This window comes from Chromobacterium sp. W521 (assembly GCF_052805975.1).
Window position 1 is genome coordinate 150,574 of sequence record NZ_JBRBAF010000010.1, and the last position, 24,054, is coordinate 174,627.

General features: G+C 62.8%; 20 protein-coding genes. 12 read left to right on the top strand and 8 right to left on the bottom strand.

The window, feature by feature from the left end; genetic code table 11:
- Positions 1–46: 46 nt before the first annotated feature.
- The 4 genes from ACUXV1_RS17025 to ACUXV1_RS17040 are packed head-to-tail and all read left to right on the top strand — an operon-like array spanning position 47 to position 3,872.
- A complete protein-coding gene (locus ACUXV1_RS17025) occupies positions 47–1,039 on the top strand; it encodes a sulfate ABC transporter substrate-binding protein (RefSeq protein ID WP_043635553.1) in 993 nt (330 codons plus the stop codon).
- Between the two features lie 4 nt (positions 1,040–1,043).
- Complete coding sequence (gene cysT, locus ACUXV1_RS17030) at positions 1,044–1,901, top strand: sulfate ABC transporter permease subunit CysT (RefSeq protein ID WP_019103753.1); 858 nt, start codon at positions 1,044–1,046, stop codon at positions 1,899–1,901.
- 1 nt (position 1,902) lies between these two features.
- Positions 1,903–2,799, top strand: a complete 897-nt coding sequence (cysW, locus tag ACUXV1_RS17035) for a sulfate ABC transporter permease subunit CysW (RefSeq protein ID WP_019103752.1) — start codon at positions 1,903–1,905, stop codon at positions 2,797–2,799.
- On the top strand, positions 2,796–3,872 hold the full coding sequence (locus ACUXV1_RS17040; protein ID WP_043635558.1) for a sulfate/molybdate ABC transporter ATP-binding protein: 1,077 nt from the start codon (positions 2,796–2,798) through the stop codon (positions 3,870–3,872). The genes cysW and ACUXV1_RS17040 overlap by 4 nt, the downstream gene beginning before the upstream one ends.
- A 186-nt stretch (positions 3,873–4,058) precedes the next feature.
- On the opposite strand, the gene ACUXV1_RS17045 is transcribed toward ACUXV1_RS17040, so the two are convergent.
- A complete protein-coding gene (locus ACUXV1_RS17045; protein WP_446016030.1) occupies positions 4,059–5,723 on the bottom strand; it encodes an acid phosphatase in 1,665 nt (554 codons plus the stop codon).
- 120 nt (positions 5,724–5,843) lie between these two features.
- Positions 5,844–6,731: a phytanoyl-CoA dioxygenase family protein gene (locus ACUXV1_RS17050; RefSeq protein ID WP_052370438.1), complete on the bottom strand. Its 888-nt coding sequence runs from the start codon at positions 6,729–6,731 to the stop codon at positions 5,844–5,846.
- A gap of 237 nt (positions 6,732–6,968) precedes the next feature.
- Between ACUXV1_RS17050 and ACUXV1_RS17055 the strand changes: the two genes are divergently transcribed.
- Positions 6,969–8,579 carry an FMN-binding glutamate synthase family protein gene (locus tag ACUXV1_RS17055; protein ID WP_337882995.1) on the top strand — a complete coding sequence of 537 codons (1,611 nt, stop codon included), beginning with the start codon at positions 6,969–6,971 and terminating at the stop codon, positions 8,577–8,579.
- Positions 8,580–8,581: 2 nt separating this feature from the next.
- On the opposite strand, the gene ACUXV1_RS17060 is transcribed toward ACUXV1_RS17055, so the two are convergent.
- From ACUXV1_RS17060 to ACUXV1_RS17080, 5 genes are all read right to left on the bottom strand, one after another.
- Complete coding sequence (locus tag ACUXV1_RS17060) at positions 8,582–8,986, bottom strand: hypothetical protein (protein ID WP_446016029.1); 405 nt, start codon at positions 8,984–8,986, stop codon at positions 8,582–8,584.
- 59 nt (positions 8,987–9,045) lie between these two features.
- Positions 9,046–9,471, bottom strand: coding sequence for a DUF721 domain-containing protein (locus ACUXV1_RS17065; protein ID WP_019101716.1), 426 nt, complete (start codon positions 9,469–9,471; stop codon positions 9,046–9,048).
- A gap of 100 nt (positions 9,472–9,571) precedes the next feature.
- Positions 9,572–10,885, bottom strand: a complete 1,314-nt coding sequence (locus ACUXV1_RS17070; RefSeq protein WP_043592358.1) for an ABC transporter ATP-binding protein — start codon at positions 10,883–10,885, stop codon at positions 9,572–9,574.
- A 10-nt stretch (positions 10,886–10,895) separates the two neighbouring features.
- Positions 10,896–12,635 carry an ABC transporter permease gene (locus ACUXV1_RS17075; RefSeq protein WP_446016028.1) on the bottom strand — a complete coding sequence of 580 codons (1,740 nt, stop codon included), beginning with the start codon at positions 12,633–12,635 and terminating at the stop codon, positions 10,896–10,898.
- A 356-nt stretch (positions 12,636–12,991) separates the two neighbouring features.
- Positions 12,992–15,031: an alkaline phosphatase D family protein gene (locus ACUXV1_RS17080; RefSeq protein WP_446016027.1), complete on the bottom strand. Its 2,040-nt coding sequence runs from the start codon at positions 15,029–15,031 to the stop codon at positions 12,992–12,994.
- 428 nt (positions 15,032–15,459) lie between these two features.
- Here ACUXV1_RS17080 and secA point away from each other — a divergent pair, with 428 nt between their 5' ends.
- Both secA and ACUXV1_RS17090 read left to right on the top strand, forming a co-directional pair.
- The gene (gene secA / locus ACUXV1_RS17085) at positions 15,460–18,171 is read left to right on the top strand and encodes a preprotein translocase subunit SecA (RefSeq protein ID WP_043635582.1); all 2,712 of its coding nucleotides are present in this window, start codon (positions 15,460–15,462) and stop codon (positions 18,169–18,171) included.
- A gap of 247 nt (positions 18,172–18,418) precedes the next feature.
- Positions 18,419–18,943 (top strand): DUF2087 domain-containing protein, encoded by a 525-nt coding sequence (locus ACUXV1_RS17090; protein WP_114153683.1) that lies wholly within the window; start codon positions 18,419–18,421, stop codon positions 18,941–18,943.
- Between the two features lie 45 nt (positions 18,944–18,988).
- Here the strand turns inward: ACUXV1_RS17090 and ACUXV1_RS17095 are convergent, their stop codons facing one another.
- Positions 18,989–19,465, bottom strand: coding sequence for a TlpA family protein disulfide reductase (locus tag ACUXV1_RS17095; RefSeq protein WP_446016026.1), 477 nt, complete (start codon positions 19,463–19,465; stop codon positions 18,989–18,991).
- A gap of 122 nt (positions 19,466–19,587) precedes the next feature.
- Between ACUXV1_RS17095 and ACUXV1_RS17100 the strand changes: the two genes are divergently transcribed.
- The 5 genes from ACUXV1_RS17100 to ACUXV1_RS17120 all read left to right on the top strand — a co-directional run bounded on the left by ACUXV1_RS17100 (position 19,588) and on the right by ACUXV1_RS17120 (position 24,029).
- A complete protein-coding gene (locus tag ACUXV1_RS17100; protein WP_019103990.1) occupies positions 19,588–20,532 on the top strand; it encodes a carbohydrate kinase family protein in 945 nt (314 codons plus the stop codon).
- A 139-nt stretch (positions 20,533–20,671) separates the two neighbouring features.
- Complete coding sequence (gene gshA / locus ACUXV1_RS17105; RefSeq protein ID WP_043635590.1) at positions 20,672–21,961, top strand: glutamate--cysteine ligase; 1,290 nt, start codon at positions 20,672–20,674, stop codon at positions 21,959–21,961.
- A complete protein-coding gene (locus ACUXV1_RS17110; RefSeq protein WP_043635592.1) occupies positions 21,958–22,575 on the top strand; it encodes a hypothetical protein in 618 nt (205 codons plus the stop codon). The genes gshA and ACUXV1_RS17110 overlap by 4 nt, the downstream gene beginning before the upstream one ends.
- 2 nt (positions 22,576–22,577) lie before the next feature.
- Positions 22,578–23,537: a glutathione synthase gene (gshB, locus tag ACUXV1_RS17115; RefSeq protein ID WP_081555028.1), complete on the top strand. Its 960-nt coding sequence runs from the start codon at positions 22,578–22,580 to the stop codon at positions 23,535–23,537.
- Positions 23,538–23,657: 120 nt separating this feature from the next.
- The gene (locus tag ACUXV1_RS17120) at positions 23,658–24,029 is read left to right on the top strand and encodes a diacylglycerol kinase (RefSeq protein WP_043635597.1); all 372 of its coding nucleotides are present in this window, start codon (positions 23,658–23,660) and stop codon (positions 24,027–24,029) included.
- Positions 24,030–24,054: the final 25 nt, after the last annotated feature.

The window sequence follows — 24,054 nt, forward strand, 5'->3', positions numbered from 1 at the left end:
TATAGTCGGGAACATCGCCGATCATCCATCAAGAAAAGGTCTGTCCATGAAGCTCCGCCTTGCCCTGGCCGCACTGTTGCTGGCCGCGACCGGCTCCGCGCTGGCCGACGCCACTCTGCTCAACGTGTCCTATGACGTGATGCGCGACTTCTACAAGGACTACAACCCGGCTTTCCAGAAAGCTTATAAGGCCAAGACCGGCGAAACCGTCACCCTGCAACAGTCGCACGGCGGCTCCAGCAAGCAGGCGCTGGCGGTGGCCAACGGCCTGGCCGCCGACGTGATCACCATGAACCAGGCCACCGATATCGACCTGCTGGCGGGCAAGGGCTTGGTGCCGGCCAACTGGGCCAGCCGGCTGCCCAACCACGCGGTGCCGTTCACCTCCACCATCGTGTTCCTGGTGCGCAAGGGCAACCCGCAGCAAGTGCGCGACTGGAGCGACCTGGCCAAGCCGGGTTTGAAAGTGGTTATTCCCAATCCCAAGACTTCCGGCAACGGCCGTTACAGCTACCTGGCGGCCTGGGGCTATGCGTTGAAGCAGCCGGGCGGCAATGAGGCCAAGGCCCAGGACCTGGTGGGCAAAATCTTCAAGAACGTGCCTGTGCTGGACGGCGGCGGCCGCGCCGCCACCACTACCTTCATGCAGCGCCAGATCGGCGATGTGTTGGTGACCTTCGAGAACGAGGCGGAAATGATCGCCCGCGAATTCGGCCGCGGCGGCTTTGAAGTGGTGTATCCCAGCCTGTCGGTGCTGGCCGAGAACCCGGTGTCGGTGGTGGACAAGGTGGTGGACCGCAAAGGCAGCCGCAAGCAGGCGGAAGCCTATCTGCAATACTTGTGGAGCCCGGAAGGCCAGAAGCTGGCCGCGGAAAACTACCTGCGTCCGCAAGACCCGGCGGTGGCCAAGCAGTTTGCCTCCCGTTTCCCGGCGGTGAAGACCTTCACCGTGGCCAGCGTGTTCGGTTCCTGGGCCGCGGTCAACCAGAAGCATTTCGCCGATGGCGGCAGCTTCGACCAGATCTTCAGCAAGAAATGAGCGCATGATGGCGGCCAGCGGTTTCAATCTGATCAACAAGCGCCACTCGGTGCTGCCCGGCTTCGGCCTGTCTTTCGGCATTACCCTGTTTTGGCTGGGCCTGATTGTGCTGCTGCCGTTTGCCGCGCTGTTATGGTCGGCGCACGGCATGGGCTGGGCGGCCTTCGTCGATGCGGTGGCCCATGAGCGCGTGGTCGCCGCCATCCGCCTGTCCTTCGTCTCCGCCGGCATCGCCGCGCTGATCAATCTGCTGTTCGGCTTTCTGGTGGCCTGGGTGCTGGTGCGCTACCGCTTTCCCGGCAAACGGCTGATCGACGCGTTGGTGGACCTGCCGTTCGCGCTGCCCACCGCCGTGGCCGGCATCGCGCTGACCACGCTGTACGCGCCCAACGGTTGGATCGGTCAATATCTGGAGCCGCTGGGCCTGAAAGTGTCGTTCACCCCGCTGGGCATCATCGTGGCGTTGACCTTCATCGGCCTGCCCTTTGTGGTGCGCACGGTGCAGCCGGTGTTGGAAGACCTGGAGCGCGAACTGGAAGAAGCCGCCACCTGCTTGGGCGCCGGGCGCTGGGACATCTTCCGGCGCGTGATTTTCCCGGCGGCGCTGCCTGCCTTGATCACCGGCGGCGCGATGGCCTTCGCTCGCGCCACCGGCGAATACGGCTCGGTGATCTTCATTGCCGGCAATATCCCCATGGTGTCGGAAATCGCCCCGCTGATCATCGCCGCCAAGCTGGACCAGTTCGACCAGCACGGCGCGGTAGCGGTGGCGCTGGTGATGCTGGCCATCTCCTTCCTGATCCTTTTCGCCATCAACCTCATCCAATGGTGGGCCGCGCGCCGCCACGGCGCGGGTAAATGATATGCAAAGCCTGACCACTGAATCGCGCCTGGTGCGCTATCTGTTGACCGGCCTGGCCTTGGTCTTTTTGTTCCTGTTCCTGCTGGTGCCGCTGTTGGCGGTGTTCTGGGAAGCTTTCCGCAAAGGTTGGGACCTGTACCTGGCAGCGCTGACCGAGCCGGACGCGCTGGCGGCGATCAAGCTGACCTTGATCGCCGCCGTCATCGCCGTGCCGCTGAACCTGGTGTTCGGCGTAGCGGCGGCCTGGGCCATTGCTCGTTTTGAATTCCGCGGCAAGAGTTTCCTGACCACGCTGATCGACCTGCCGTTCGCGGTGTCGCCGGTGGTGGCCGGCCTGATGTACGTGCTGCTGTTCGGCGTCAACACCGCGCTAGGCGGCTGGCTGCAACAGCATGGCCTGCAAGTGATCTTCGCCGTCCCCGGCATCGTGTTGGCCACCGTCTTCGTCACCTTCCCCTTCGTGGCCCGCGAACTGATTCCGCTGATGCAGGCGCAAGGCGCGGACGAGGAGCAGGCGGCGCTGGTTTTGGGCGCGTCTGGATGGCAAACCTTTTGGCGCGTCACCCTCCCCAATGTCAAATGGGGCCTGCTCTACGGCGTGATCCTGACCAATGCCCGCGCCATGGGGGAATTCGGGGCGGTGAGCGTGGTGTCCGGCCATATCCGCGGCCAGACCAACACCATTCCGCTGCATGTAGAAATCCTGTACAACGAGTACAACTTCGTCGGCGCCTTCGCTTGCGCTTCGCTCTTGGCCTTCCTCGCCCTGGTCACCCTGGGCGTCAAGAGCCTGGTGGAGTGGCGGATGGCGCGACAGAGCGACGCCGCCGCGGAACGCAGCGCGGCCGCTCGCCTGGCCGCCGCCGGCCGCGCCATAGCTAAGGACCAGCCCGCATGAGCATAGAAATCCGCAATATCCGCAAACAGTTCGGCGACTTCGTCGCGCTGGACAATGTCAGCCTCAACGTGGAGGCCGGCGAACTGCTGGCGCTGCTGGGGCCGTCCGGCTGCGGCAAGACCACCTTGCTGCGCATCATCGCCGGACTGGAACGCCCGGACGCTGGGCAAGTGCTGTTTGCCGGCGCCGACGCCACCCACACCCATGTGGCCGAGCGCGAAGTGGGCTTCGTATTCCAGCATTACGCGTTGTTCCGTCACATGACGGTGTTCGACAACGTGGCCTTCGGCCTCAGCGTCAAGCCGCGCAAGAGCCGCCCCGGCAAGGATGAAATCCGCGACAAAGTAATGCAGCTGCTGAAAATGGTGCAGCTGGACTGGTTGGCGGACGCCTATCCCGGCCAGCTGTCCGGCGGCCAGCGCCAGCGTATCGCCCTGGCGCGCTCTTTGGCGGTGGAGCCCAAGGTGCTGCTATTGGACGAACCCTTCGGCGCGTTGGACGCCAAGGTGCGCAAGGACTTGCGCCGTTGGCTGCGCGACCTGCACAACGATATGCACATCACCAGCGTGTTCGTCACTCACGATCAGGAAGAGGCGCTGGAAGTGTCGGACCGGGTCGTGGTGATGGACCACGGCCACATCGAGCAAGTGGGACGTCCGGACGACATCTACGAAAACCCGGCCACGCCTTTTGTCACGCAGTTCCTGGGCGATGTGAACCTGTTCCACGGCCGCATCGAGCGCGGGCAGTTGCAGATCGGCGGCTATGCCCATGCGTTGGAAGGGCTGGCGCTGGCCAGCGGCGATGAGGCGGTGGCCTATGTGCGCCCGCACGACCTGGACCTGTCGCGCCACGCCGATGGTGCGTTGGCGCAGGGCACGGTGGAGCATATCCACGCGGTGGGACCCATCGTGCGGGTGGAGCTGGTGCAGGCCGACGGCCGGAGCATAGAGGCGGCGGTGAGCAAGGAGCGTTATCGAGAACTGGCGGTATTGCCCGGCGACAGCCTGTATGTGACGCCGAAGAAGCTGTCGGTGTTTGCCAAGCAGGAAGGTCAGGATTACGTGATCTGAGTGCTTGTCGCGTTCATTCAAAACGCCCCGGAAGTCGGGGTAATGCCGTTCACTTAAGAGAAAAGCACCGTTTCCAAGCATGGAAAACGGTGCTTTTTTTGTGGATTCCTGTGCTCTCAAGGCCAGAGCTTTTTGAGCTTGTTTTTACGCTATCTCACCAACGCGCAGCAGATCGTGAACAGGTTCTCACGCAAACACCAAAGCCCCGGTCAAATCCCCTGGCGGCCGCGCGCCGCGCGCGCGGAAGGCCGCATTGCGCGCGCTCACCCCCTCCAACTCCGGCAAATCATGCAGCCGGCTGATGAAACGGATGATGGACGTTGTATCGTAAAAAGTGTGATCCACATGCCCGCGCTTGGCGAACGGCGAGGCGATGATCGCTGGAATCCGCGAACCCGGTCCCCAGCGGTCCCCCTGAGGCGGCGCCACATGATCCCACCAGCCGCCGTTCTCATCATGGGTGATCACCACCAGCATATGCTTCCATTGCGGTCCGCTCATCAAATGCTGCAACACATTGGCTACATGACGATCGCCGGACTCCACGTCGGAATAGCCCGCATGCATGTTCAGATTGCCCTGCGGCTTGTAGAACGCCACCGCGGGCAGCTTGCCGGCCACGGCGTCAGCGATGAAGCGGTTGGAAATCGGGCTATCGCCCAGGCCGCCGTCCAGCAGATGGCGCTCGCGCGCGGTGCTGCCGGGCGCGAACTGGCGGAAGTAATTGAAGGGCTGGTGATGGTATTGAAAGTTGGGCGCGTCGCCGCCGCCCTTGCCGTCCAGCGCGGCTTGCCAACTGCCGCCGTACCAGGCCCAGCCGATGTGTTTTTCGGACAAGAGATCGCCTATGGTGCGGTAGCTTTGCGGCGGCAGGGTGCTGGGGTCTTGCGGGTCGGCATAGCGTTTGTCGCCGCCCTCCGCCGGCCGCACGAAGCTGGGCTGGTAGGGCGGGGCCATGGTATTGACCGCGTAGCCGTCCGGGGTGATGGAGCCGTTGTTGACGAATTTGGGCGGACCGTCCAGCGCCGAGGCCGGGGATTTGGGGTCCAGCGCCAGCCGGCGACCGGTAGGGCCGTCGGCCAGCACGGCGATTTTCTTCTTGGCCGGGGTCTGGGCGGCATTGAAATATTCAGGGGTGCGCGCGGCGATCAGAAATTGGTGGTTGAGGTAGGAGCCGCCGAAGGCCGCCATGAAGAAGTTGTCGCACAGAGTGAAGCGGCGGGCGATCTGCCATTGATTGAGAGTGCGTGCGGTGTCTGGGTAGTGGCCCATGACCAGCGCGCCGGAATCGGCCCAGGCAACGAACTGGTCGTTGCGGCCGTCGTTGATCTGCATCTGGTTGTGATAGAACAGATGACAGAGATCGCGGGTGATCACGGCCTCCGGCAAAGGCTGCCCTTCGGCGTCTTTCAGCGGGAACGGCGCGTTGGGCAGGCCGTGTATGTCTTTTTCTTCTATGAAATAGTGCTTGCCGGCCACGGTTTGGCCGGTAGGCACCAGGCCGCCCCAAATTTTGGGCAGGCCGGGCAGCGGGCGGCCGTCGCGGTCGCTTTGCAAGGCTTGTTCCGGGGCGACGGCGCTTAGCGGCTGGGCCACGCCGGGGAAGTTGCCGTAGAGGTTGTTGAAGCTGCGGTTTTCCAGATAGATCACCACCACATTCTTGATATTCGCTTTGAGCAAGGCGTCCAATTGGCCCCGGCGCGGATGGCTTGACGGCGTCGCCGCCGCCGCGGGCAGCGCACAGCTAGCGCCGATGGCGGCCAGGCCTTCAAAAAGGCGGCGGCGGGAAGGGTCTTGCGGCGCGTCCGCTTCGGTTTGCTGCGGGCTGTCCTGATCTTCGCTGGCGTTCATGCTGTTATCCTTGGTCTAGAGAGTGCGGTGGCGGCGCGCGTCAGCCGGATGGCCCGCGTGTTCCATTGTTCATCATCCCGCCGCGATGTTGCGGCGGGATGTCGATGTGCAGAGATAAGATTAATCGACGCGCAACGCGGCTGCGCGCGCTTCCGCGAGCGGTTGGATAATTTCCTCCGGCAGGAATTCGCGGAACAGCGCGTCCGCCGGCGGCTGATCGTGCAGCAGTTCTATCGGGTCGCGGCCGTCTATGCTGCCAAGGTTGGGCGCATGGACAAAGTAGCCCAGCAGCCGTTGCAGCCGGGGCGGCAGCGCGCGGGCCAGTTCCCGGGAGACGGCAAGGTATTGGTTCTCCGCCTGGCGCAGCCAGCCCAGGTTGTAGCTGATGACGACGCCGGTGCGCGCCTGGGCGCTCTGGTTGGCGCCGCCGCCGTGGATCAGCGAGCCCAGATAGATCAGCACCGAGCCGGCGGGCATGGCGGCGCTGATGACTTCTTCCGGCTTGGGATCGCGCGGTTCCGGCCAGCGGTGGCTGCCGGGCACGACGCAGGTGGCGCCGTTCTGTTCGGTGAAGTCGTCCAACGCGTACATGCAGTTGATCATTTTTTCCGATCCGGGCGCGGTGCCGGGAAACATCAGGTCGTCGCTGTGCAGGAATTGACGCGGTTCGCCGGGGCCGATGCTGATGGCCTGGGTGAGGTTGAGCTGGTATTCGCGGCAGCCGCGCAGCAGGAAGGCGTCCATCACTTGCAGGATCAAAGGGTGGATGGCGAGTTCGCGGGTGACGGGCACGCGTTCTATCAGGCCGCTGATCCTGCGGGTGGCGTAGCCGTAGAAGTCGCCCTGGCAGGGGGCGGAGCGGTCCAGCAGCGGCTGCAGCTGGGCGCGGAACTGTGCCAGGCCATCCGGGGTCAACAGATGTTCTATCACGATGCCGCCGTCTTGTTCTAGCGCGGCGATCAGGGTTTCCGGCGCGGTGTCCGGGAGGAAGCGTTGCAGGCAGGGCATGTCTTGGGTTCCATCGTTTTATTAAAGTACCGCGGTCGGGCCGCGGCGGTGTGGATGTCGAGAGATGTTATCTTCCGGATATTTACCGTGTCTGCGGAGCCGGCCTTTAGGTCAGGGAGTAGATTATCTTTATAGTGAATGTATTTATTAATGTGAATTCGCGCCTGCCGCGCCTTGTGAGCCGCGGGTTTTCGACGTTACCCTGAGCCTTCCCCGCCACCCCAGTCTGGAGTCCACATGAGTGTGTCCTTGTTGAGCCGCTACGCCTTTTTCTCCTGTTGCCTGTTGTTCACGCTGTTCAGCTTGCCCTTCGTTCACTATGAGTGGTTGTGGCCGTTCACGCTGGCCGCCGCCGCGTTGACGCTGCTGGGGGTGTTCGATTTGCTGCAAACCCGCCATGCGGTGCGTCGCAACTATCCGATTCTGGGCAATATCCGTTACCTGGTGGAAAGCATCCGTCCGGAAATCCGCCAGTACCTGCTGGAGTCCGACCGCGAGCAACTGCCGTTCTCGCGCGCTCAGCGCTCGCTGGTGTACGCGCGCGCCAAGAACGAGGGCGCGGACAAGCCGTTCGGCACCTTGATCGATGTGTATCAGCCGGGCTTCGAGTTCATCAGCCATTCGATGCGGCCGGCGCCGCTGAGCGATCCTGCCGGCTTTCGCGTGGAAATCGGCGGCCCGCAGTGTACCCAGCCGTATTCGGCTTCCTTGTTCAATGTGTCGGCGATGAGCTTTGGCGCGCTCAGCGCCAACGCCATCCGCGCCTTGAATCAGGGTGCGCAGCGCGGTGATTTCTATCACGACACCGGCGAGGGCAGCATCAGCCCTTATCACTTGGAGCATGGCGGCGCGCTGGTGTGGGAACTGGGCAGCGGCTATTTCGGCTGCCGAGACGCGGCCGGCGGTTTCGACGCGGAGCGCTTTGCCGAACAGGCGCGCAATCCGCAGGTGAAGATGGTAGAGATCAAGCTGAGCCAGGGCGCCAAGCCCGGCCACGGCGGCATTTTGCCCAAGCACAAGGTGACGCCGGAAATCGCCGCGACCCGCGGCGTGCCGTTGGGGCAGGATTGCGTGTCGCCGTCGCGCCACAGCGCGTTTTCCACGCCGATCGAACTGATGCGTTTCATCGCCCGGTTGCGCGAGTTGTCCGGCGGCAAGCCGGTGGGTTTCAAGTTTTGTCTGGGCCATCCGTGGGAGTTCATGGGTATCGCCAAGGCGATGCTGGAAACGGGGATTCTGCCGGACTTCATCGTGGTGGACGGCAAGGAGGGCGGCACAGGAGCGGCGCCGCTGGAGTTCACGGATCACATCGGCGTGCCGCTGCGCGAGGGTTTGCTGTTTGTCCACAATGTGTTGGTGGGCTTGAATCTGCGGGACAAGATCAAGATCGGCGCCAGCGGCAAGCTGGTCAGCGCTTTCGACATCGCCAGCGTGCTGGCGATAGGCGCGGACTGGGCCAATTCCGCGCGCGGCTTCATGTTCGCCATCGGCTGCATCCAAAGCCAGAGCTGTCACACCAACCGTTGCCCCACCGGGGTGGCGACGCAGGATGCGCTGCGTCAGCGCGCGCTGGTGGTGCCGGATAAGGCGGACCGGGTGTTCCATTTTCATCGCAACACCATGAAGGCGCTGGCGGAGATGCTGGCCTCGGCCGGGCTGGAGCACCCGTCGCAGTTGCGGCCGCACCATTTGGTGCGCCGCGTCAGCGACACCGAGATCAGGCTGTTTTCGCAACTGCATGTCTTTTTGCAGCCGGGCGAGTTGCTGGAGCCGGAGATCAAGGCGGCGTTCTACGGCCGTATGTGGCAAATGGCCCGAGCGGACAGCTTCGAGGCGCAGCTTGCCTGAGCCTATTGAGGAGAGGACGCGGCGCCGGCCTCTTCGTCGTCCGCGTCTTTGGGCGGGGGCACGATGCGCCATTGGCCGTCTTGACGGCTGAAGCGCATCCGCTGCTCGCGCTTCACTGGCTTGCCGGTAAGTTTGCGGCCCTGGTAGCTGACTTCGCAGTCCAGGGTGGCGTTTTCTTCATCGTTCTGACAGTCGCTCACTGAGGTGACGCGCAGGTCCTTGAGCATGGATTCCAGCATCGAGCGCATCAGCACCGTGTGGGTGGATTCCGGCTTGTTGTTGAATTCGGCGAGGGCCTGGGTCTTGAAGGCGGCTTCCGCCTCCGCCGGCGTCGGCTGTTCTGTCGGAGCGGCTTGAGCGATGCCGGCGGCCAGGCCGGCGAGCGCCATGATGATGTATTTTTTCATGCCGCGACTTTAAGCCGGTTTGACCGGCTGCGGCAAGACGGCCGGCGGCGCGCCGGCCTTTACTTGCGGTGGTGGGCTATCAGCTTGGCCAGCGCGGCGCTGACCAGAGGGTTGCTGACGCTGGCGGCGGCTTCTTCCATGCCGTCCAATGCGTTCTGGCTGATCTTCAGCGTTTTTTCCTTGGGTTTGCGCGCCAGGCGGATATCCACTTTGACCCGTACTTTGCCGGCCACATAGCCTTGCTGCGCCAGTTGCGGCAGCAGGCCGGGGGCCAGCATGCGCAGGCGGGCGGCGATGATGCCGGTATCGGTGTAAATCACTAGTTCGTCATCGCGGATGCGCACGGCGCGGCAGGTGCCGGCCAGTTGCGGCGGCAACAGTTTCTGGAAGGCGCGGTCCAGCCGCATCAGCGCCTGGGCTTCGGCGGTGAGGCGGGTCAGGGTGCCGTCGAGACGGGCGATATCGGTGAATTGGCGTCCGGACATGGCGGGCTGCGGAATGAAAACAAGTCATTGTAGCCGCTGGCGGGCCGTGTTTGGAGATAAGCTGGCGTTCTCGTCCCGTCGACGAGGCCGCCAGCGGCGCTTATTGACCGCCTTCCACGTCTTCCAGACTGAAGGTTTCAGTGTGGTCGTTGTAAGAGAAGATTTCCGCGTAGCGTCCCCAGCTGATCACGGTGTCCAGCGTCTCCTCGGCGGTTTCGTCGGACAGAGAGTCTTCCAGTTCCTGAGCGAAGCGCAGCCGCGGCGCGCGTTGGCCTGGACGCTCTTGAAGCACTTTGCGGATGTGGGCGGCCATGGGCACGTGGCGCAGCAGGTGTTCGGCGAACTGTACTTTGCGTTCCTGGGTGCCGTAGTCGGCGAACAGTTTGCCGGCGGCGGTGAGCAGGATGTCGCCGTCTTTCAGTTCGGCGAAGCCCAGATGTTCCAGGATTTCGGCCACCGGGAACAGTTCGTCCACTTCCAGCCGTAGTTTCTCCGCGATTTCCGGCATGTCCGCTTTGCCGTGATAGGGCGCTTGAGCCACTTCCTCAATCAAGCCGGCCATCAGGTTGGTGGACACCTCGCTTAACTGGCTGCCGATTTCCAGCGGCAACTTGTGCAGGGTGTGGGCGCTGCGGCGCGCGGTCATCAGCGCGTAGATGTCGTCCACCATTTTGCGGAAGGCCGGGTCCAGCCGGTTGCGGCGGTGCGGGAACGGCACTTTGATTTCCGCCACCACGCGGCCGGGGTTGGACGACAGCACCAGGATGCGGTCGCACATGAATACGGCTTCTTCGATATTGTGGGTGACGATGAGCACGGACTGGATGGGCAACTGGCCTTCGCTCCACAGGTCCAGCATGTCGGTGCGCAGCGTTTCGGCGGTGAGCACGTCCAGTGCGGAGAAGGGTTCGTCCATCAAGAGCAGGGTGGGGTTGACCACCAGGCCGCGGGCGAAGCCGACGCGTTGGCGCATGCCGCCGGACAGTTCGCGCGGGTAGGCGTTCTCGAAACCGTCCAGACCGATCAGGTCGATGGCGGCCAGCGCGCGGCGGCGGCGTTCCTTGGCTTCCACGCCCAGCGCTTCCAGCCCGGCTTCCACGTTTTGCAGCACGGTCAGCCAGGGGAATAGCGCGAAGGTCTGGAACACCATGGCCACGCCTTCGGCAGGGCCGGTCAGGGGCTTGCCGTGGTAACTGACATTGCCGCTGCTTTGCTTGATCAGGCCGGCAATGATGCGCAGCAGGGTGGATTTGCCCGAGCCGGAACGGCCTAGCAGGCCGACGATTTCGCCTTCGCGCAGCGTCAGGTTGACGTCGTCCAGCACCTGGATTTCGTCATTGCCCTTGTTGAAGCCGCGGCAAACGTTTTCCAGCCGGAAAATCTCCCGCCCCGGGGTGATGGTGTCTTGAGTCATGGTTGCCCCCTTAGTTGAGACGGAGTTTGTTTTCGGCGGCGGCGTACATCGGCCGCCACAGCAGGCGGTTGAACAGGACGACAAAGATGGACATCACGGTGATGCCGAGCAGTATCTTCGGATAGTCGCCGGCGGCTGTGGTTTGGGCAATGTAAGCGCCCAGACCGTGAGCGGCCAGCTTGTCGTCGCCCCAGGACACGTATTCGGACACGATGCTGGCGTTCCAGGCGCCCCCCGATGCGGTAATCGCGCCGGTGACGTAGTAGGGGAAGATGCCGGGCAGCATCACTTGCCGCCACCATTGCCAGCCGCGGATGCGGAAATTGGCCGCCGCTTCGCGAAAATCGTTGGGGAAGGCGCTGGCGCCGGCCACCACATTAAACAGGATGTACCACTGGGTGCCGAGCACGATCAGCGGCGACAGCCAGATATCCGGGTTGAGTTTGAAGTGGACGATGAAGACCACGAACACCGGGAACAGCAGATTGGCCGGGAAGGCGGCCAGGAACTGGGCCAGCGGCTGGATCTTTTCCGCCAGCGCCGGGCGCAGGCCGATGTGCACGCCCAGCGGTACCCAGACGATGGAGGCGAGCAGGATCAGCAGTGATACCCGCACCAGGGTGATCAGACCCAGGCCCAGCACGCGCAGCACTTCGGAGACGCCCACCTCTGTGTGAATGAAGGTCACCAGTTTCCAGCTGGCCAACAGGCCCAGCACCGCCACCAGCAGCCACCAGACCACGTCTATGCCGCGAGACACCGGGGTTTGCGCTTCCGAGTGCAGGCCCTGCGGCAGGCGGTAATTGAGGCGCAGCCGGGCGGTTTTGCGCAGCAGTTTGCCAAAGGGTTTGAGCAGAAGCTGGATGGCGCGGGTGCGCTGTATCAGGTTCAGTACCCAGGACTCCGGCGCGGATTGGCTGGCGGTGTCCTCCAGACGGAATTTATCGGCCCAGGCCACCATGGGCCGGAACAGGAATTGGTCGTAGATGACGATGACCACGGTCATGGTCAGAATCACCCAGCCCACGGCGGCCAGATTCTTGTTCTGGATGGCCATCGCCAGGTAGGAACCGACGCCGGGCAGGGTGACGGTCTTGTCGCCCACCGTGATGGCTTCCGAGGCGACCACGAAGAACCAGCCGCCGGACATGCTCATCATCATGTTCCAGATCATGCCGGGCATGGAGAACGGCACTTCCAGCTTCCAGAACTTTTGCCACGGCGTGAGCCGCAGATTGAGCGAGACTTCTTCCAAGTCGCGCGGCACAGTGCGCAGCGATTGGTAGAAGCTGAAGGTCATGTTCCAGGCCTGGCTGGTGAAGATGGCGAAGATGGCGGCGAATTCCGCGCCTAGCACCCGGCCGGGAAACAGCGCCAGGAAGAAGGTGACGGTGAAGGAGACATAGCCCAGCACCGGCACCGATTGCAGGATGTCCAGGATGGGCACCAGCAGCAAGCCGGCGCGGCGGCTCTTGGCCGCCAGCGTGCCGTAGATCAAGGTGAAGACCAGTGCGGCGGCCATGGCGGCCAGCATGCGCAGCGTGGTGCGCAGCGCGTACTCCGGCAGATTGGCCGGGTCCAGCGTGATCGGGACGGTTTGCAAGGCTGTAAGCGGCGCCCAGGTTTCGCGGATGCCGGTGGTGGCCATCAGCAGAAAACCCAGCAATAGCGGAAACGCAATCAAATCCCAGCGATTGGGGATCAGCCGTTTGGCTGTGGCGGGCATGAAATGGCGGACAACGGTAGTCATCTGGCCTCTCCGGTTTAGCGCCGCCGACAGCGCCGCCAGCGGCGGTCAGCGGTTTTAGTCTGTTTTGTTCGGGCGGAGCCGCGGCCGCGCGGCACGCAGCCGGAATCAGCATGCCTGTCATCTTAAAGCATAGGCCAGGGGCATCGGGTGCGGGCTGCCAGCAAGGCCATGCATCGGGAATGAGAGCGCAGGGCGTCGGCGCTGGATACTAGCAGAGTTACGTGAACGGGATTGTTACCGGCGCGGCAGATTTGTTGGGGTTTTGTGACGGATTGTACTGTTTGAAACTGAGTGGCGTTTCGCTCCGGAGCGCCCGGCTTGGCCGGGTGCTCGGAGCGTTTGGTGTGCGCTGGGGTTTACAGTACGTTGACGGCGGGGCTGCCGGCCGCCACCTCCACGGTTTTGACGCTGGCTGTGGCCGGGTTGGGGGCCGAGCCGCCGTTCAAGGCGCCCACTTTGTGGAAGGCGCAGCTGAGTTTGGCCGGCGTCAGCGTCACCAGTGCGTAACCCTGAGCGTCGCTGTCCACGTATTTGAGCCAGCTGTTGAAGTTTTGCAAGGTGCTGGTGAAGGTGTTGACCACCTGGCCGCCCACCGTGGTGTAGATCAGCGGTTTGGCCTTGGAGAAGGCCGGCACGGTGTCCACCACGTTCTTGAAATAGCTGAACAGAGAGTTGCTGGAGACGCCGGCGGTCACCAGGTCCACCATCACCGGGCTGGGGCTGGCGGCGTCGTAGTCATCCATCACCGGGCCGGCGAAGAAGGCGTGGATGTCGCCGGTGAGGGCCACCACATTGGCGATGCCCTGAGCTTTCAGATAGGCCATCAGCGCTTTGCGCTCGGCATTGTAGCCGTCCCACTGGTCGGCGTTGAGGATGAACTTGTCGAAGAACATCGACGGCGGCAGGCTGGCGTCCAGGCCGGGTTTGATGGCGGTGTTGAACGTGCCGGCGGAGATCCCGCCGCCGCTGAGGGTGCTCAACAGTGGCTGGGTGTTGGCATAGCTGACCACGGGTGTGGCGGCGCTGGTGTTGGCGGCGGCCAGGTCCAGATAGAGCGCGCCTTGCAGCTGGGCGATCTGCGGCTGGGTCAGCGTCAGGCCCAGGCCGGCCAGTTGCGGCGCCAGGCCCTGGGTCAGCAGCGAGGCCACCGCGACGGTGCCGTCGAAACCCATGCGTAGCAGCGAGACTTCATTGCCCCACAGCTTCCAGGTAGTGGCGGCGGACTTCATCTGGTTCTGCCACCAGGCGCGCTGGGTTTCGCCCAGAATGGAGACATTGAGCAGATTGCCGCCGGTGGAGGCCATCTTGCTGGCTTCCACCTGGGCCAGGGTGTTTTTCTGCACGAAGTAGCGGCTGCCTATCTCGCTGCCGGCCTGGGTTTCCGGAATGATGTGGTCGCTGCGGTACAAGCGCTCGTCGGTCATCACCAAGGTGGCAAGGTCGCCGAAGGTAAAGCTGCGGTAGATCTGGATGTTTTGGAACGAGGGGTTGTTCAGGTCCAACTGCACGTCGGCCGGCATATTCTCAAACCAGGCCTGGCTGGCGCTGCGGCGGCGCGCGGTTTGCGGCGAACTGTCGTCGGTGGCGGTGTACTCCTGGCGGTCTTGCCAGCAGTCGTCGGAAAACTCGTGGTCGTCCCAGATCGCAATCATCGGGAAGCTGGCGTGCAGCTTTTGCAGGCGGGGGTCGTTGCGATAGGACTTGTACAGCGAGCGGTAGTCCGCCAGTGTGGTGGCATAGCGGGCGCCGTCGGCGCGCTGGGTGCCGTTGGGCAGGCTCAGCGCCGGATGGCGGGTTTCGTTGCCGCCGCTCTGGAAGCCGGCGCCGACGGTTTCATAGATGTAGTCGCCCAGATGGACGATGAAGTCCAGGTCCTGATTGGCGAGCTCCTCAAAAGCGCCCCAGTGGTTGACGCTCCAGTCCTGACAGGAAATGAAGGCGAACTTCAGTTGTGACAGCGGCGCGCCGGCGGCCGGCGCGGTCTTGGTGCGGCCGGTCATGCTGACCGCCTGGCCGGTGAGGAAACGATAGTAGTAGGTGGCGGCGCTGCTAAGGCCGGTGACTTTGTGGCGAATGGTGTAGTCCCAGTCCGGCTGGGCGCTGAGCGCCACATTCACCAGCAGGGTGGAGAAATCCGCGCGGTCGGACAACTGCAATGTGACCTTGACGTTTTGGCTGCCGTCGCCGCCGTCCGCCCGGGTCCATAGAACGATGCTGTCCGGTTTGGGGTCGCCGGAGGCTACGCCCTGGCCAAAGCCGCTGCCATTGATGCCTAGCGTCGAACCGGCGCCCCCCGGCAAGCTGCCGGCGCCTCCGCCGCCGCACGCGGTCAAGCCGCCGGCGGCGACGGAAGCGGTCAAGAAGCCGCTCCACTTCAGAAACTGTCTGCGGTCCATCGATGTCTCCCCTCTATTGTCTATGCGTGCTTCTGCTTGAATCGGGCCGTGGACGGCCCTTGTTGGAAAGGCGTTATTGTTGGAGGGGATTATTAAAGTGGCATGACAGTCAGTGTCAATTTAATTGAGTGTTTGCTCGAATTCGCCCGAAAAACGTGGATTAAAACCAACACTTGTTTGAGTTTGGTCGGGCTCCGCCCGCAAGCGCGGCGCCATGGCCGCGCGCCTGCGGACGAGGCCGTGCCGCGACGGGCTGTTTTCACGCCGGGGTTGGGCGCATACGAAAATAAAGACCGCGAGCAGGCGCTTGCCCCCTTGATACAGCGCAAGCGCGCCCCCATAAAATAAGGCGGCTAATGTGCTACACTTTCAAGCATTTTTGCGGACACCTTACCTAAACAGCCCGCTGGTCTCTGGAATTCGATTACATGATTTCTTCTTTGCTTAAAAAAGTATTCGGCAGCCGCAATGACCGGCTTCTGAAGCAATTCCACCAGACGGTGGTGCGCATCAACGCTCTGGAAGAGGGCTTGAAAGCGTTGTCCGACGAGGCTTTGGCAGCCAAAACCGATGAGTTCAAGCAGCGCCTGGCCAAAGGCGAGACGGTGGACGACTTGTTGCCGGAAGCCTTTGCGGTGTGCCGCGAGGCCTCGCGTCGCGTGCTGGGCATGCGCCACTTCGACGTGCAGCTGATCGGCGGCATGGTGCTGCACTACGGCAAGATCGCCGAGATGCGCACCGGCGAGGGCAAGACCCTGGTGGCCACGCTGCCGTCCTACCTGAACGCGCTGACCGGCGATGGCGTGCACGTCGTCACCGTCAACGACTACCTGGCCAGCCGCGACGCCGGCATCATGGCCAAGTTGTACAACTTCCTGGGCCTCTCCGTCGGCGTCAACCTGTCCCAGATGCCGCACGACGAGAAGCAGCAAGCCTACGCCTGCGACATCACTTACGGCACCAACAACGAATTCGGCTTTGACTATCTGCGCGACAATATGGTGTTCAGCGTGGAAGAGAAGGTGCAGCGCAAGCTTGCCTATGCGGTGATCGACGAGGTGGACTCCATCCTGATCGACGAAGCGCGCACCCCGCTGATCATCTCCGGCCCGGCCGACGACAATATCGACATGTACCAGCGCATGAACGCGGTGCCGCCGATGTTGAAGCGCCAGGAAACCGAAGAGGGCGAGGGCGATTACTGGGTGGACGAAAAGGCCAACTCGGTGATGATGTCCGAAGCCGGTCACGAGCACAGCGAAGAAATCCTGACCCGCTTGGGCCTGCTGAAGGAAGGCGACAGCCTGTATTCCGCCACCAACATCACGCTGATGCACCATCTGATGGCCGCCTTGCGCGCCCATTCGCTGTTCCACAAGGACCAGCACTACGTGGTGCAAGACGGCGAAGTGGTGATCGTGGATGAGTTCACCGGCCGCCTGATGGCCGGCCGCCGCTGGTCCGAAGGCCTGCACCAGGCGGTGGAAGCCAAGGAAGGCGTGGAGATCAACCGCGAAAACCAGACGCTGGCTTCGATCACCTTCCAGAACTACTTCCGCTTGTACGGCAAGCTGGCCGGCATGACCGGTACCGCCGACACCGAAGCTTACGAATTCCAGAGCATTTACGGCCTGGAAACCGTGGTGATCCCGACCAACCGGCCGATGATACGCAAGGACGCACAGGACAAGGTCTACCGTTCCGCCAAGGAAAAGTACGACGCCATCCTGGCAGACATCAAAGACTGCCACGAGCGCGGCCAACCGGTGTTGGTGGGCACCACCAGCATTGAAAACTCCGAGCTGATCGCTGATCTGCTGCAAAAAGCCAAGCTGCCGCACAATGTGCTGAACGCCAAGGAACACGCTCGCGAAGCCGACATCGTGGTGCAGGCCGGCCGCCCCGGCGTGATCACCGTGGCCACCAATATGGCCGGCCGCGGCACCGACATCGTGCTGGGCGGCAATCCGGAGCCGGAGATCAAGGGCATCGAGTCCGACGACAGCCTGTCCGCAGAGGAAAAGCGCGCGCGCATCGACAAGATCCGCGCCGATTGGAAAGTGGTCCACGATCAGGTGTTGGCCGCCGGCGGCCTGCACATCGTGGGCACCGAGCGCCATGAATCCCGTCGTATCGATAATCAGCTGCGCGGCCGTTCCGGCCGCCAGGGCGACCCGGGCTCATCCCGTTTCTATCTGTGCCTGGAAGACCCGCTGCTGCGCATCTTCGCTTCCGACCGCGTCGCCGCGATCATGGACCGCCTGAAAATGCCGGAAGGCGAGGCGATCGAGCACCCGTGGGTGTCCCGCTCCATCGAGAACGCCCAGCGCAAGGTGGAAGGCCGCAACTTCGACATCCGCAAGCAATTGCTGGAGTACGACGACGTTGCCAACGACCAGCGTAAAGTGATTTACCAGCAGCGCAATGAAATTCTGGTGGAAAGCGATGTGTCCGACGTGGTGGTCAATATGCGCGAAGGCGTGTTGTCCGACCTGGTGGACCAACACCTGCCGCCGGAATCCATGGAAGAGCAATGGGATCTGACCGGCCTGGAAAAAACGCTGGAAGCCGAATTCCTGCTGCCGATCAAGGTCAGCGAGTGGCTGAAGGCCGAACCGGCGCTGGACATCGAAACCATCCGCGAGCGCATCATCGAGCAAGCCGCCGAGACCTATCAGGCCAAGGTGGAACTGGCCGGCGACGGCGTGATGCGCCAGTTCGAGCGCAGCTTGGTGCTGCAGATGCTGGATAATCACTGGCGCGAACACTTGGCGGCGATGGATCATCTGCGCCAGGGCATTCATCTGCGCGGTTACGCGCAGAAGAACCCGAAGCAGGAATACAAGCGCGAAGCCTTCGAACTGTTCGCCGACATGCTGGAGCGCATCAAGCGCAGCGTGGTCAATGTGCTGATGACGGTGCAAATCCGCAGCCAGGAAGACGTGGACGCGGTGGAACCGCACCAGGTGGGCGAGTATGAAATGCAGCACGCCGCGCCGGGTTCTGCGCTGGGCGATGACGAAGAGAATCCGCTGTCTCCGGACGCGCTGGCCGCGCAGGGTCTGCGCATTGGCCGCAACGACGCCTGCCCTTGCGGCAGCGGCAAGAAGTACAAGCAGTGCCACGGCCGTTTGGAGTGATCCAGTAGCAAGAGCGCAAAAAGCCGACGCGAGGGCGTCGGCTTTTTTCATGTCCATGCGCTTTGCAAGCCGGCGGCGCGGTGTTAGCATCGTCGCGGGTCAACAGTTCACCCAGGCGTCGCCGGTGCCCTCACCACGCTAAACCTGTCTTGGCTAGATTCATCTCGCTTGGCTCGAACCCGTGCCAGGCCGTAAAGGCGACCGCGGCAGTCCATTCCGACCTTGGCACGACGACAGGATTCGAACCATGTCTCGTACGCTTTATCCCTTTTATTGCAGCGACATCTCCGCGCTGGCGCGTTCGCTCAAGCAGCAATGGGCGCAGGAAAGCGCTCCGCCCAGCCATGTGCACATTCTCAATATGCTGGCGCGTTCCGCTGGTTTTCAGAATTTCCAACACTGGCGCGCGGAATGCGAACGTCCGGCTCCGTCAGCAGCTTTGTCCGCGGAGACGACGCGGCTGTTGCGTCATTACGACGCCGAGGGGCGCTTGACGCGCTGGCCGAAGAAGTTCAGCGAGCAGCGTCTCTGCCTATGGGCGTTGTGGGCCGCTTTGCCGCAGGGCGGACAATGGTCCGAGCCGGAGGTAAACGCCTTGATCCGCGCGGGCGAAGTCTTTGGCGATCATGTGCTGTTGCGGCGCGAACTGGTGGAGCAGGGCTTGCTGGGGCGCACGCCGGATTGCCGGCGCTATTGGCGCGTGGAGCGGCAATTGACGGCGGAGGCGGGGGAGCTGGCTGCGGAAGTGAGCCGGCGTAGAGCCGGCCGTTGAGGCGTGATTGGCGGCGGTTGACGCCAGAGGCCGCCGCCGGCTGATTTACAACTGGGTTTTGATCGCCGCTTCCAGCTTTTTCTCGTCCAGCAAGCCGGTGAGCTTGGCGGCGATCTTGCCCTTGCGGTCCAGGATCAGGGTGTAGGGCAGGCCGCCGGTGGCGTTGCCCAGGCTGCGCATCAGGTTCAGGGTGTCGCTGTCGCCCAGCAGGATCGGGTAGCCTATCTTCAACTGGTTGACGAAGGCGCTGACTTCTTCCTTGTTGTCCAGCGCCACGCCCACCACTTCCACGCCTTTGGGCGCCAGTTTGGCGTGCAGGCGGTTCAGCATCGGCATTTCTTCGCGGCAAGGCCCGCACCAAGTGGCCCAGAAGTTCAGCACCGTGACCTTGCCCTTATAGGCGGCGATGGTGGCGTTGCCGCCTTGCAGCTTGGTGAAGTTGGTTTGTTCCAGCGTGGGCGCGGCCATGGCGGATAGCGGCAGCAGCGCGATCAGCGCGGGGGCGAGCAGTCGTTTCAGCATTGTGTTGAGCTTCCGGTAGGTGTTTGAAGTGTATTGGATATCCGACAAGGTCAAAGTTCTCGATGTGAACCAAACAAATGTTTCATGTTAAAATGGTCGATTGACCTTTTTGCGGAGTGGGCATGTCTATCCTCGTCTGCGGGGCCCTCGCATACGATACCCTGTTCTCGTTTCATGGCCGTTTTGACAGTCAGATCCTGCCGGATCAACTGCACAAAATTTCCACGACTTTCCTGGCCCCGACCATGCGCCGCGAATTTGGCGGCATGGCCGGCAATATCGCTTACAGCCTGTGTCTGTTGGGCGAAACCCCCATCGTCATGGGCGTGGTGGGTGAGGATTTCGAGCCGTATCGCCAACATCTGAAACGCGCTGGCGTGGACGACCGCTTCATTCGCTTGATCCGCAAGCAGTATACCTCGCAGTGCTTCGGCATCGCCGACAAGGATGGCAATCAATTGATGGCCTTCCATCCCGGCGCCATGGATTTTGCCATCGAAAACCACGTATCGGATATCCCGGACCCGATCGAGCTGGCGATTCTGTCGCCCGGAGGCTATCGCGCCTTCCTGCAGCATTCCAAGGAACTGGCCGCGGCCGGCATTCCCTTCATCTTCGATCCGGGTCAGGAACTGCCGCTGCTGTCGCGCGACGAGATCCACGAGATTGTAGAGCTGGCCAGCTATGTGGCCATCAACGATTACGAGAGCGAACTGATGCGCGAACGCGCCGGTTTGTCGGTGGAGGATCTGCGCAAGAAGGTGGACGCGTTGATTGTCACCCGCGGCTCCAAGGGCGCTGAAATCTACGTCGGCGACACTGTGCACCTGATCCCGCGCGTGCAGATGCCGATCAAGCCGGTGGATCCGATGGGCTGCGGCGACGCCTTCCGCGCCGGCCTGCTCTACGGCATCAGTCGAGGCCTGGACTGGAAGATTACCGGCCGGCTGGCCAATGTGATCGGCGCAATCAAGGTCACCACTCCGGGTTGTCAGAATCACTTCTTCGACTGGGAGTCGCTGAAGGACTTGTATCAGCAGGCTTACGGCGAACCCTGGCCATTGTGACGAGGCGGCCGGTGGGCCAAACCGACAAGGACGCGCAAGCGTCCTTTGCTTTTTGACGGTCCCAACACAACAAGTCTTGAATTCATCCCGCGCCACCCCCACCATTAGCGAATTCAATTCGAAAACCCAAGGGGATTCCATGCCGCCCGTTCCGCATCTGGCAACCGCACTGACCGGCCCGCTTTACGAACTGGAAAGCCGCATCCTGACTGCCCAGCCTCAGATCGAACACTGGTTCCGCAGTCAATGGCATAACCACGCGGCGCCGTTCTACGGTTCGGTGGACCTGCGCAACAGCGGTTTCAAGCTGGCGCCGGTGGACATGAACCTGTTTCCCGGCGGCCACAATAACTTGAACCGCGATTTTCTGCCGCTGGCGGTGCACGCCGCGCAAAGCGCGGTGGAAAAAGTGTGTCCGGAAGCGCGCAGCGTGCTGCTGATCCCGGAAAACCACACCCGCAACACCTTCTACCTGCAGAACATCGCCGCGCTGGTGCATATTTTCGAACAGGCCGGCCTCAAGGTGCGGCTGGGATCGCTGAACCCGGAAATCACCGAACCGACCGAGCTGCAGTCAGCCAACGGGGATACCGTGCGGCTGGAGCCCATCGAACGCCGCGGCAACCGCCTGGTGCTGGCGGATGGTTTCAACCCCTGCGTGGTTTTGCTCAACAACGATTTGTCCGGCGGCATTCCGGACCTGCTCAAGGGTCTGGAGCAGAATCTGCTGCCGCCGCTGCACGCCGGCTGGGCGGTGCGCCGCAAGAGCAACCACTTCGCCGCCTACGACAAGGTGTGCGAAGACTTCGCCCGCTTGATTTCCATTGATCCCTGGACCATCAATCCCTATTTCGCCAGTTGCAGCGGCCTGGATTTCCACGCCCGTACCGGCGAGGAGCAATTGGCGGACGAGGTGTCGCGAATGCTCGACAAGATTCGCGTCAAATACCGCGAATACGGCATCGACAACGACCCCTTCGTCATCGTCAAGGCCGACGCCGGCACTTACGGCATGGGCGTGATGAGCGTGAAGAGCCCGGATGAGGTGTTGGGCCTGAACCGCAAGGCGCGCAACAAGATGTCGGTCGTCAAGGAAGGCTTGGAGGTGTCCGAGGTCATCGTGCAAGAGGGGGTGTACACCTTTGAAACGGTGGAGGACGCGGTGGCCGAGCCGGTGGTCTACATGATGGACCGCTACGTGACCGGCGGTTTCTACCGCGTGCACACCGGCCGCGGCATCGATGAAAATCTGAACGCGCCCGGCATGCACTTCGTGCCGCTGTCATTCGAAACCGCCTGCCTGCCGGACAAACAGGGCTCGCCGGACTGCGCGCCCAACCGCTTCTACGCCTACGGCGTGATTTCGAGGCTGGCGCTGCTGGCCGCTTCGCTGGAGCTGGAAGCCACGGATCCGGACGCCGACGAATGAAAGCCTGGCTGAGCCTGGTCTTGTTGGCTGCCGCGGCGCCGGCTGTCGCCGACAAGCCCTTGACGCCGAAAGCGCTGGCGGAGCTGGTGCAGTGCGCGTCGTTCGAGCGTTACCAGGCCTTGCAGCCTGCCTTGCTGGACGTGGTGTTCGACAAGGGGCCTGCCTGGATTCGCAAGAACGAGAAGGCCAGCAGCCTGGGCGTTTATGTGTACGATCTGCAACAGCCGATCCGAGTGTTCGGCGTCGAGGCGAAACAGCTGGCGCTGCATCAGGAGTTTGTGTCGGTGCCCTTGCCGGCGGGCTGGAAGCTGGCGGATGCCGCGGCCAAACTGCAGCTGAAGCGGGCCCCGGTGAAAGCGGCGGAGCAGCATTACCGCTTCGTTGGCGGCGATGGCCCGATGCTGTCGGCCTATGAGATGCCGTCCAACCCGATGGCGGCGCTGCTGGGCGCGCCGCAGGGAGAGCCGCTGCGCTACCTGGGCTGTTCCTATAATGGGGCCAGCGAAGAAACCTTTCTTTCCGTCGCCGCCCAGGCCGACGAGATGATGCAAAAAGCGCGCGGCGACATGGAGCGCATGTTGCGCGACGTCGCCAAGCCTAGCGAGGACCAATAAACATGCGCATCCTGTTCATTGCCGATCCCCTGGATCACTTCAAGCTTTACAAGGACACCACCTTTGCGATGATGCAGGAGGCCGCCGCGCGCGGCCACGCCTTGAGCTTCGCTCAGGCTCATCAACTGTCGGTGGAGGGCGGGCGCGTGTTGGTGGACGCGCGCGATCTGAGCCTGACTGGCCAGTACGAGGGCGAGCACCCGGCCTGGTTCAAGCTGGGCGAGGTGCATCGCCAGCCTTTGCAGTCCTTCAGCGCAACCGTGATGCGCAAGGATCCGCCGTTCGACATGGAATACCTGTACGCCTCGCAGCTGTTCACGCTGGCGGAGGCGCAGGGGGCCAAGGTGTTCACCAGCGGTCAGGCCCTGCGCGATTTCAACGAGAAGCTGGCTATCTTGCAGTTTCCGGAGTTGACCGCGCCCACGCTGATCACCGGGGAATCGCATCGCTTGCGCGCCTTCGTCAATCAGCATCAGGATGTGATCCTGAAGCCGCTGGACAGCATGGGCGGGGACAGCATCTTCCGAGTGCGTCCGGACGACGCCAACCTGTCGGTGATTATCGAAACCATCACTTTGCGTGGCAAGCGCACGGTGATGGCGCAGCGCTACATTCCGGAAATCCGCGACGGCGACAAACGCATTCTGGTGATAGACGGGGTGCCGGTGGACTGGTGCCTGGCGCGCATTCCGGCGGCTGGCGAGACGCGCGGCAATCTGGCCGCGGGCGGTCGCGGCGAGGCGCGGCCGCTGACCGAGCGCGATCGCGAAATTGCCGAGACGGTGGGGCCGGAGTTGAAGAAGCGCGGCATCCTGCTGGCGGGCCTGGACGTGATCGGCAATTATCTGACCGAGGTTAACGTCACCAGTCCGACCTGCTTCCGCGAAATCATGGACCAGACCGAGATCAAGGTCGCCGGCCTGTACATCGACGCGCTGGAGCGGCGCTGCCAGCCGCGCTGACGCCGCGGTTTCTACATTTCGTCACGGCCGGCCGCCTTGCCGGCTGTTTTGTTTTTATGGGCGTCATCTTGAGCTGGCATGCTGAGGCGCCGGCCGCCGCGCCAATCTTACGGACCCCCCATGAAAGAAAGTCCATTCAAAGGCAAAACCGGGATTACCCGCCTGATCAATGCCTTCGGCTATTCGCTGGACGGCCTCAAAGCGGCGTTCCGGCACGAGGACGCCTTCCGCCAACTGGTGTTGCTGGCGGCAGTGCTGATCCCGCTGGCCTTCGTCATCCACGCTCAGCCGCTGGAGCGAGCCTTGCTCGTGGCCAGTTCGCTGGCGACCCTGATCATCGAGTTGCTGAACTCCGCGATCGAGGCGGCGGTGGACCACACCTCTCTGGAGCGGCATCCCTTAGCCAAGCGCGCCAAGGATATGGGCAGCGCCGCCCAGTTGCTGGGCCTGATCAATCTGACCGCGGTGTGGTGCCTGGTGTTGTTTGCCTGAAGCGGGTAAGGTGACGGCAGCCTGA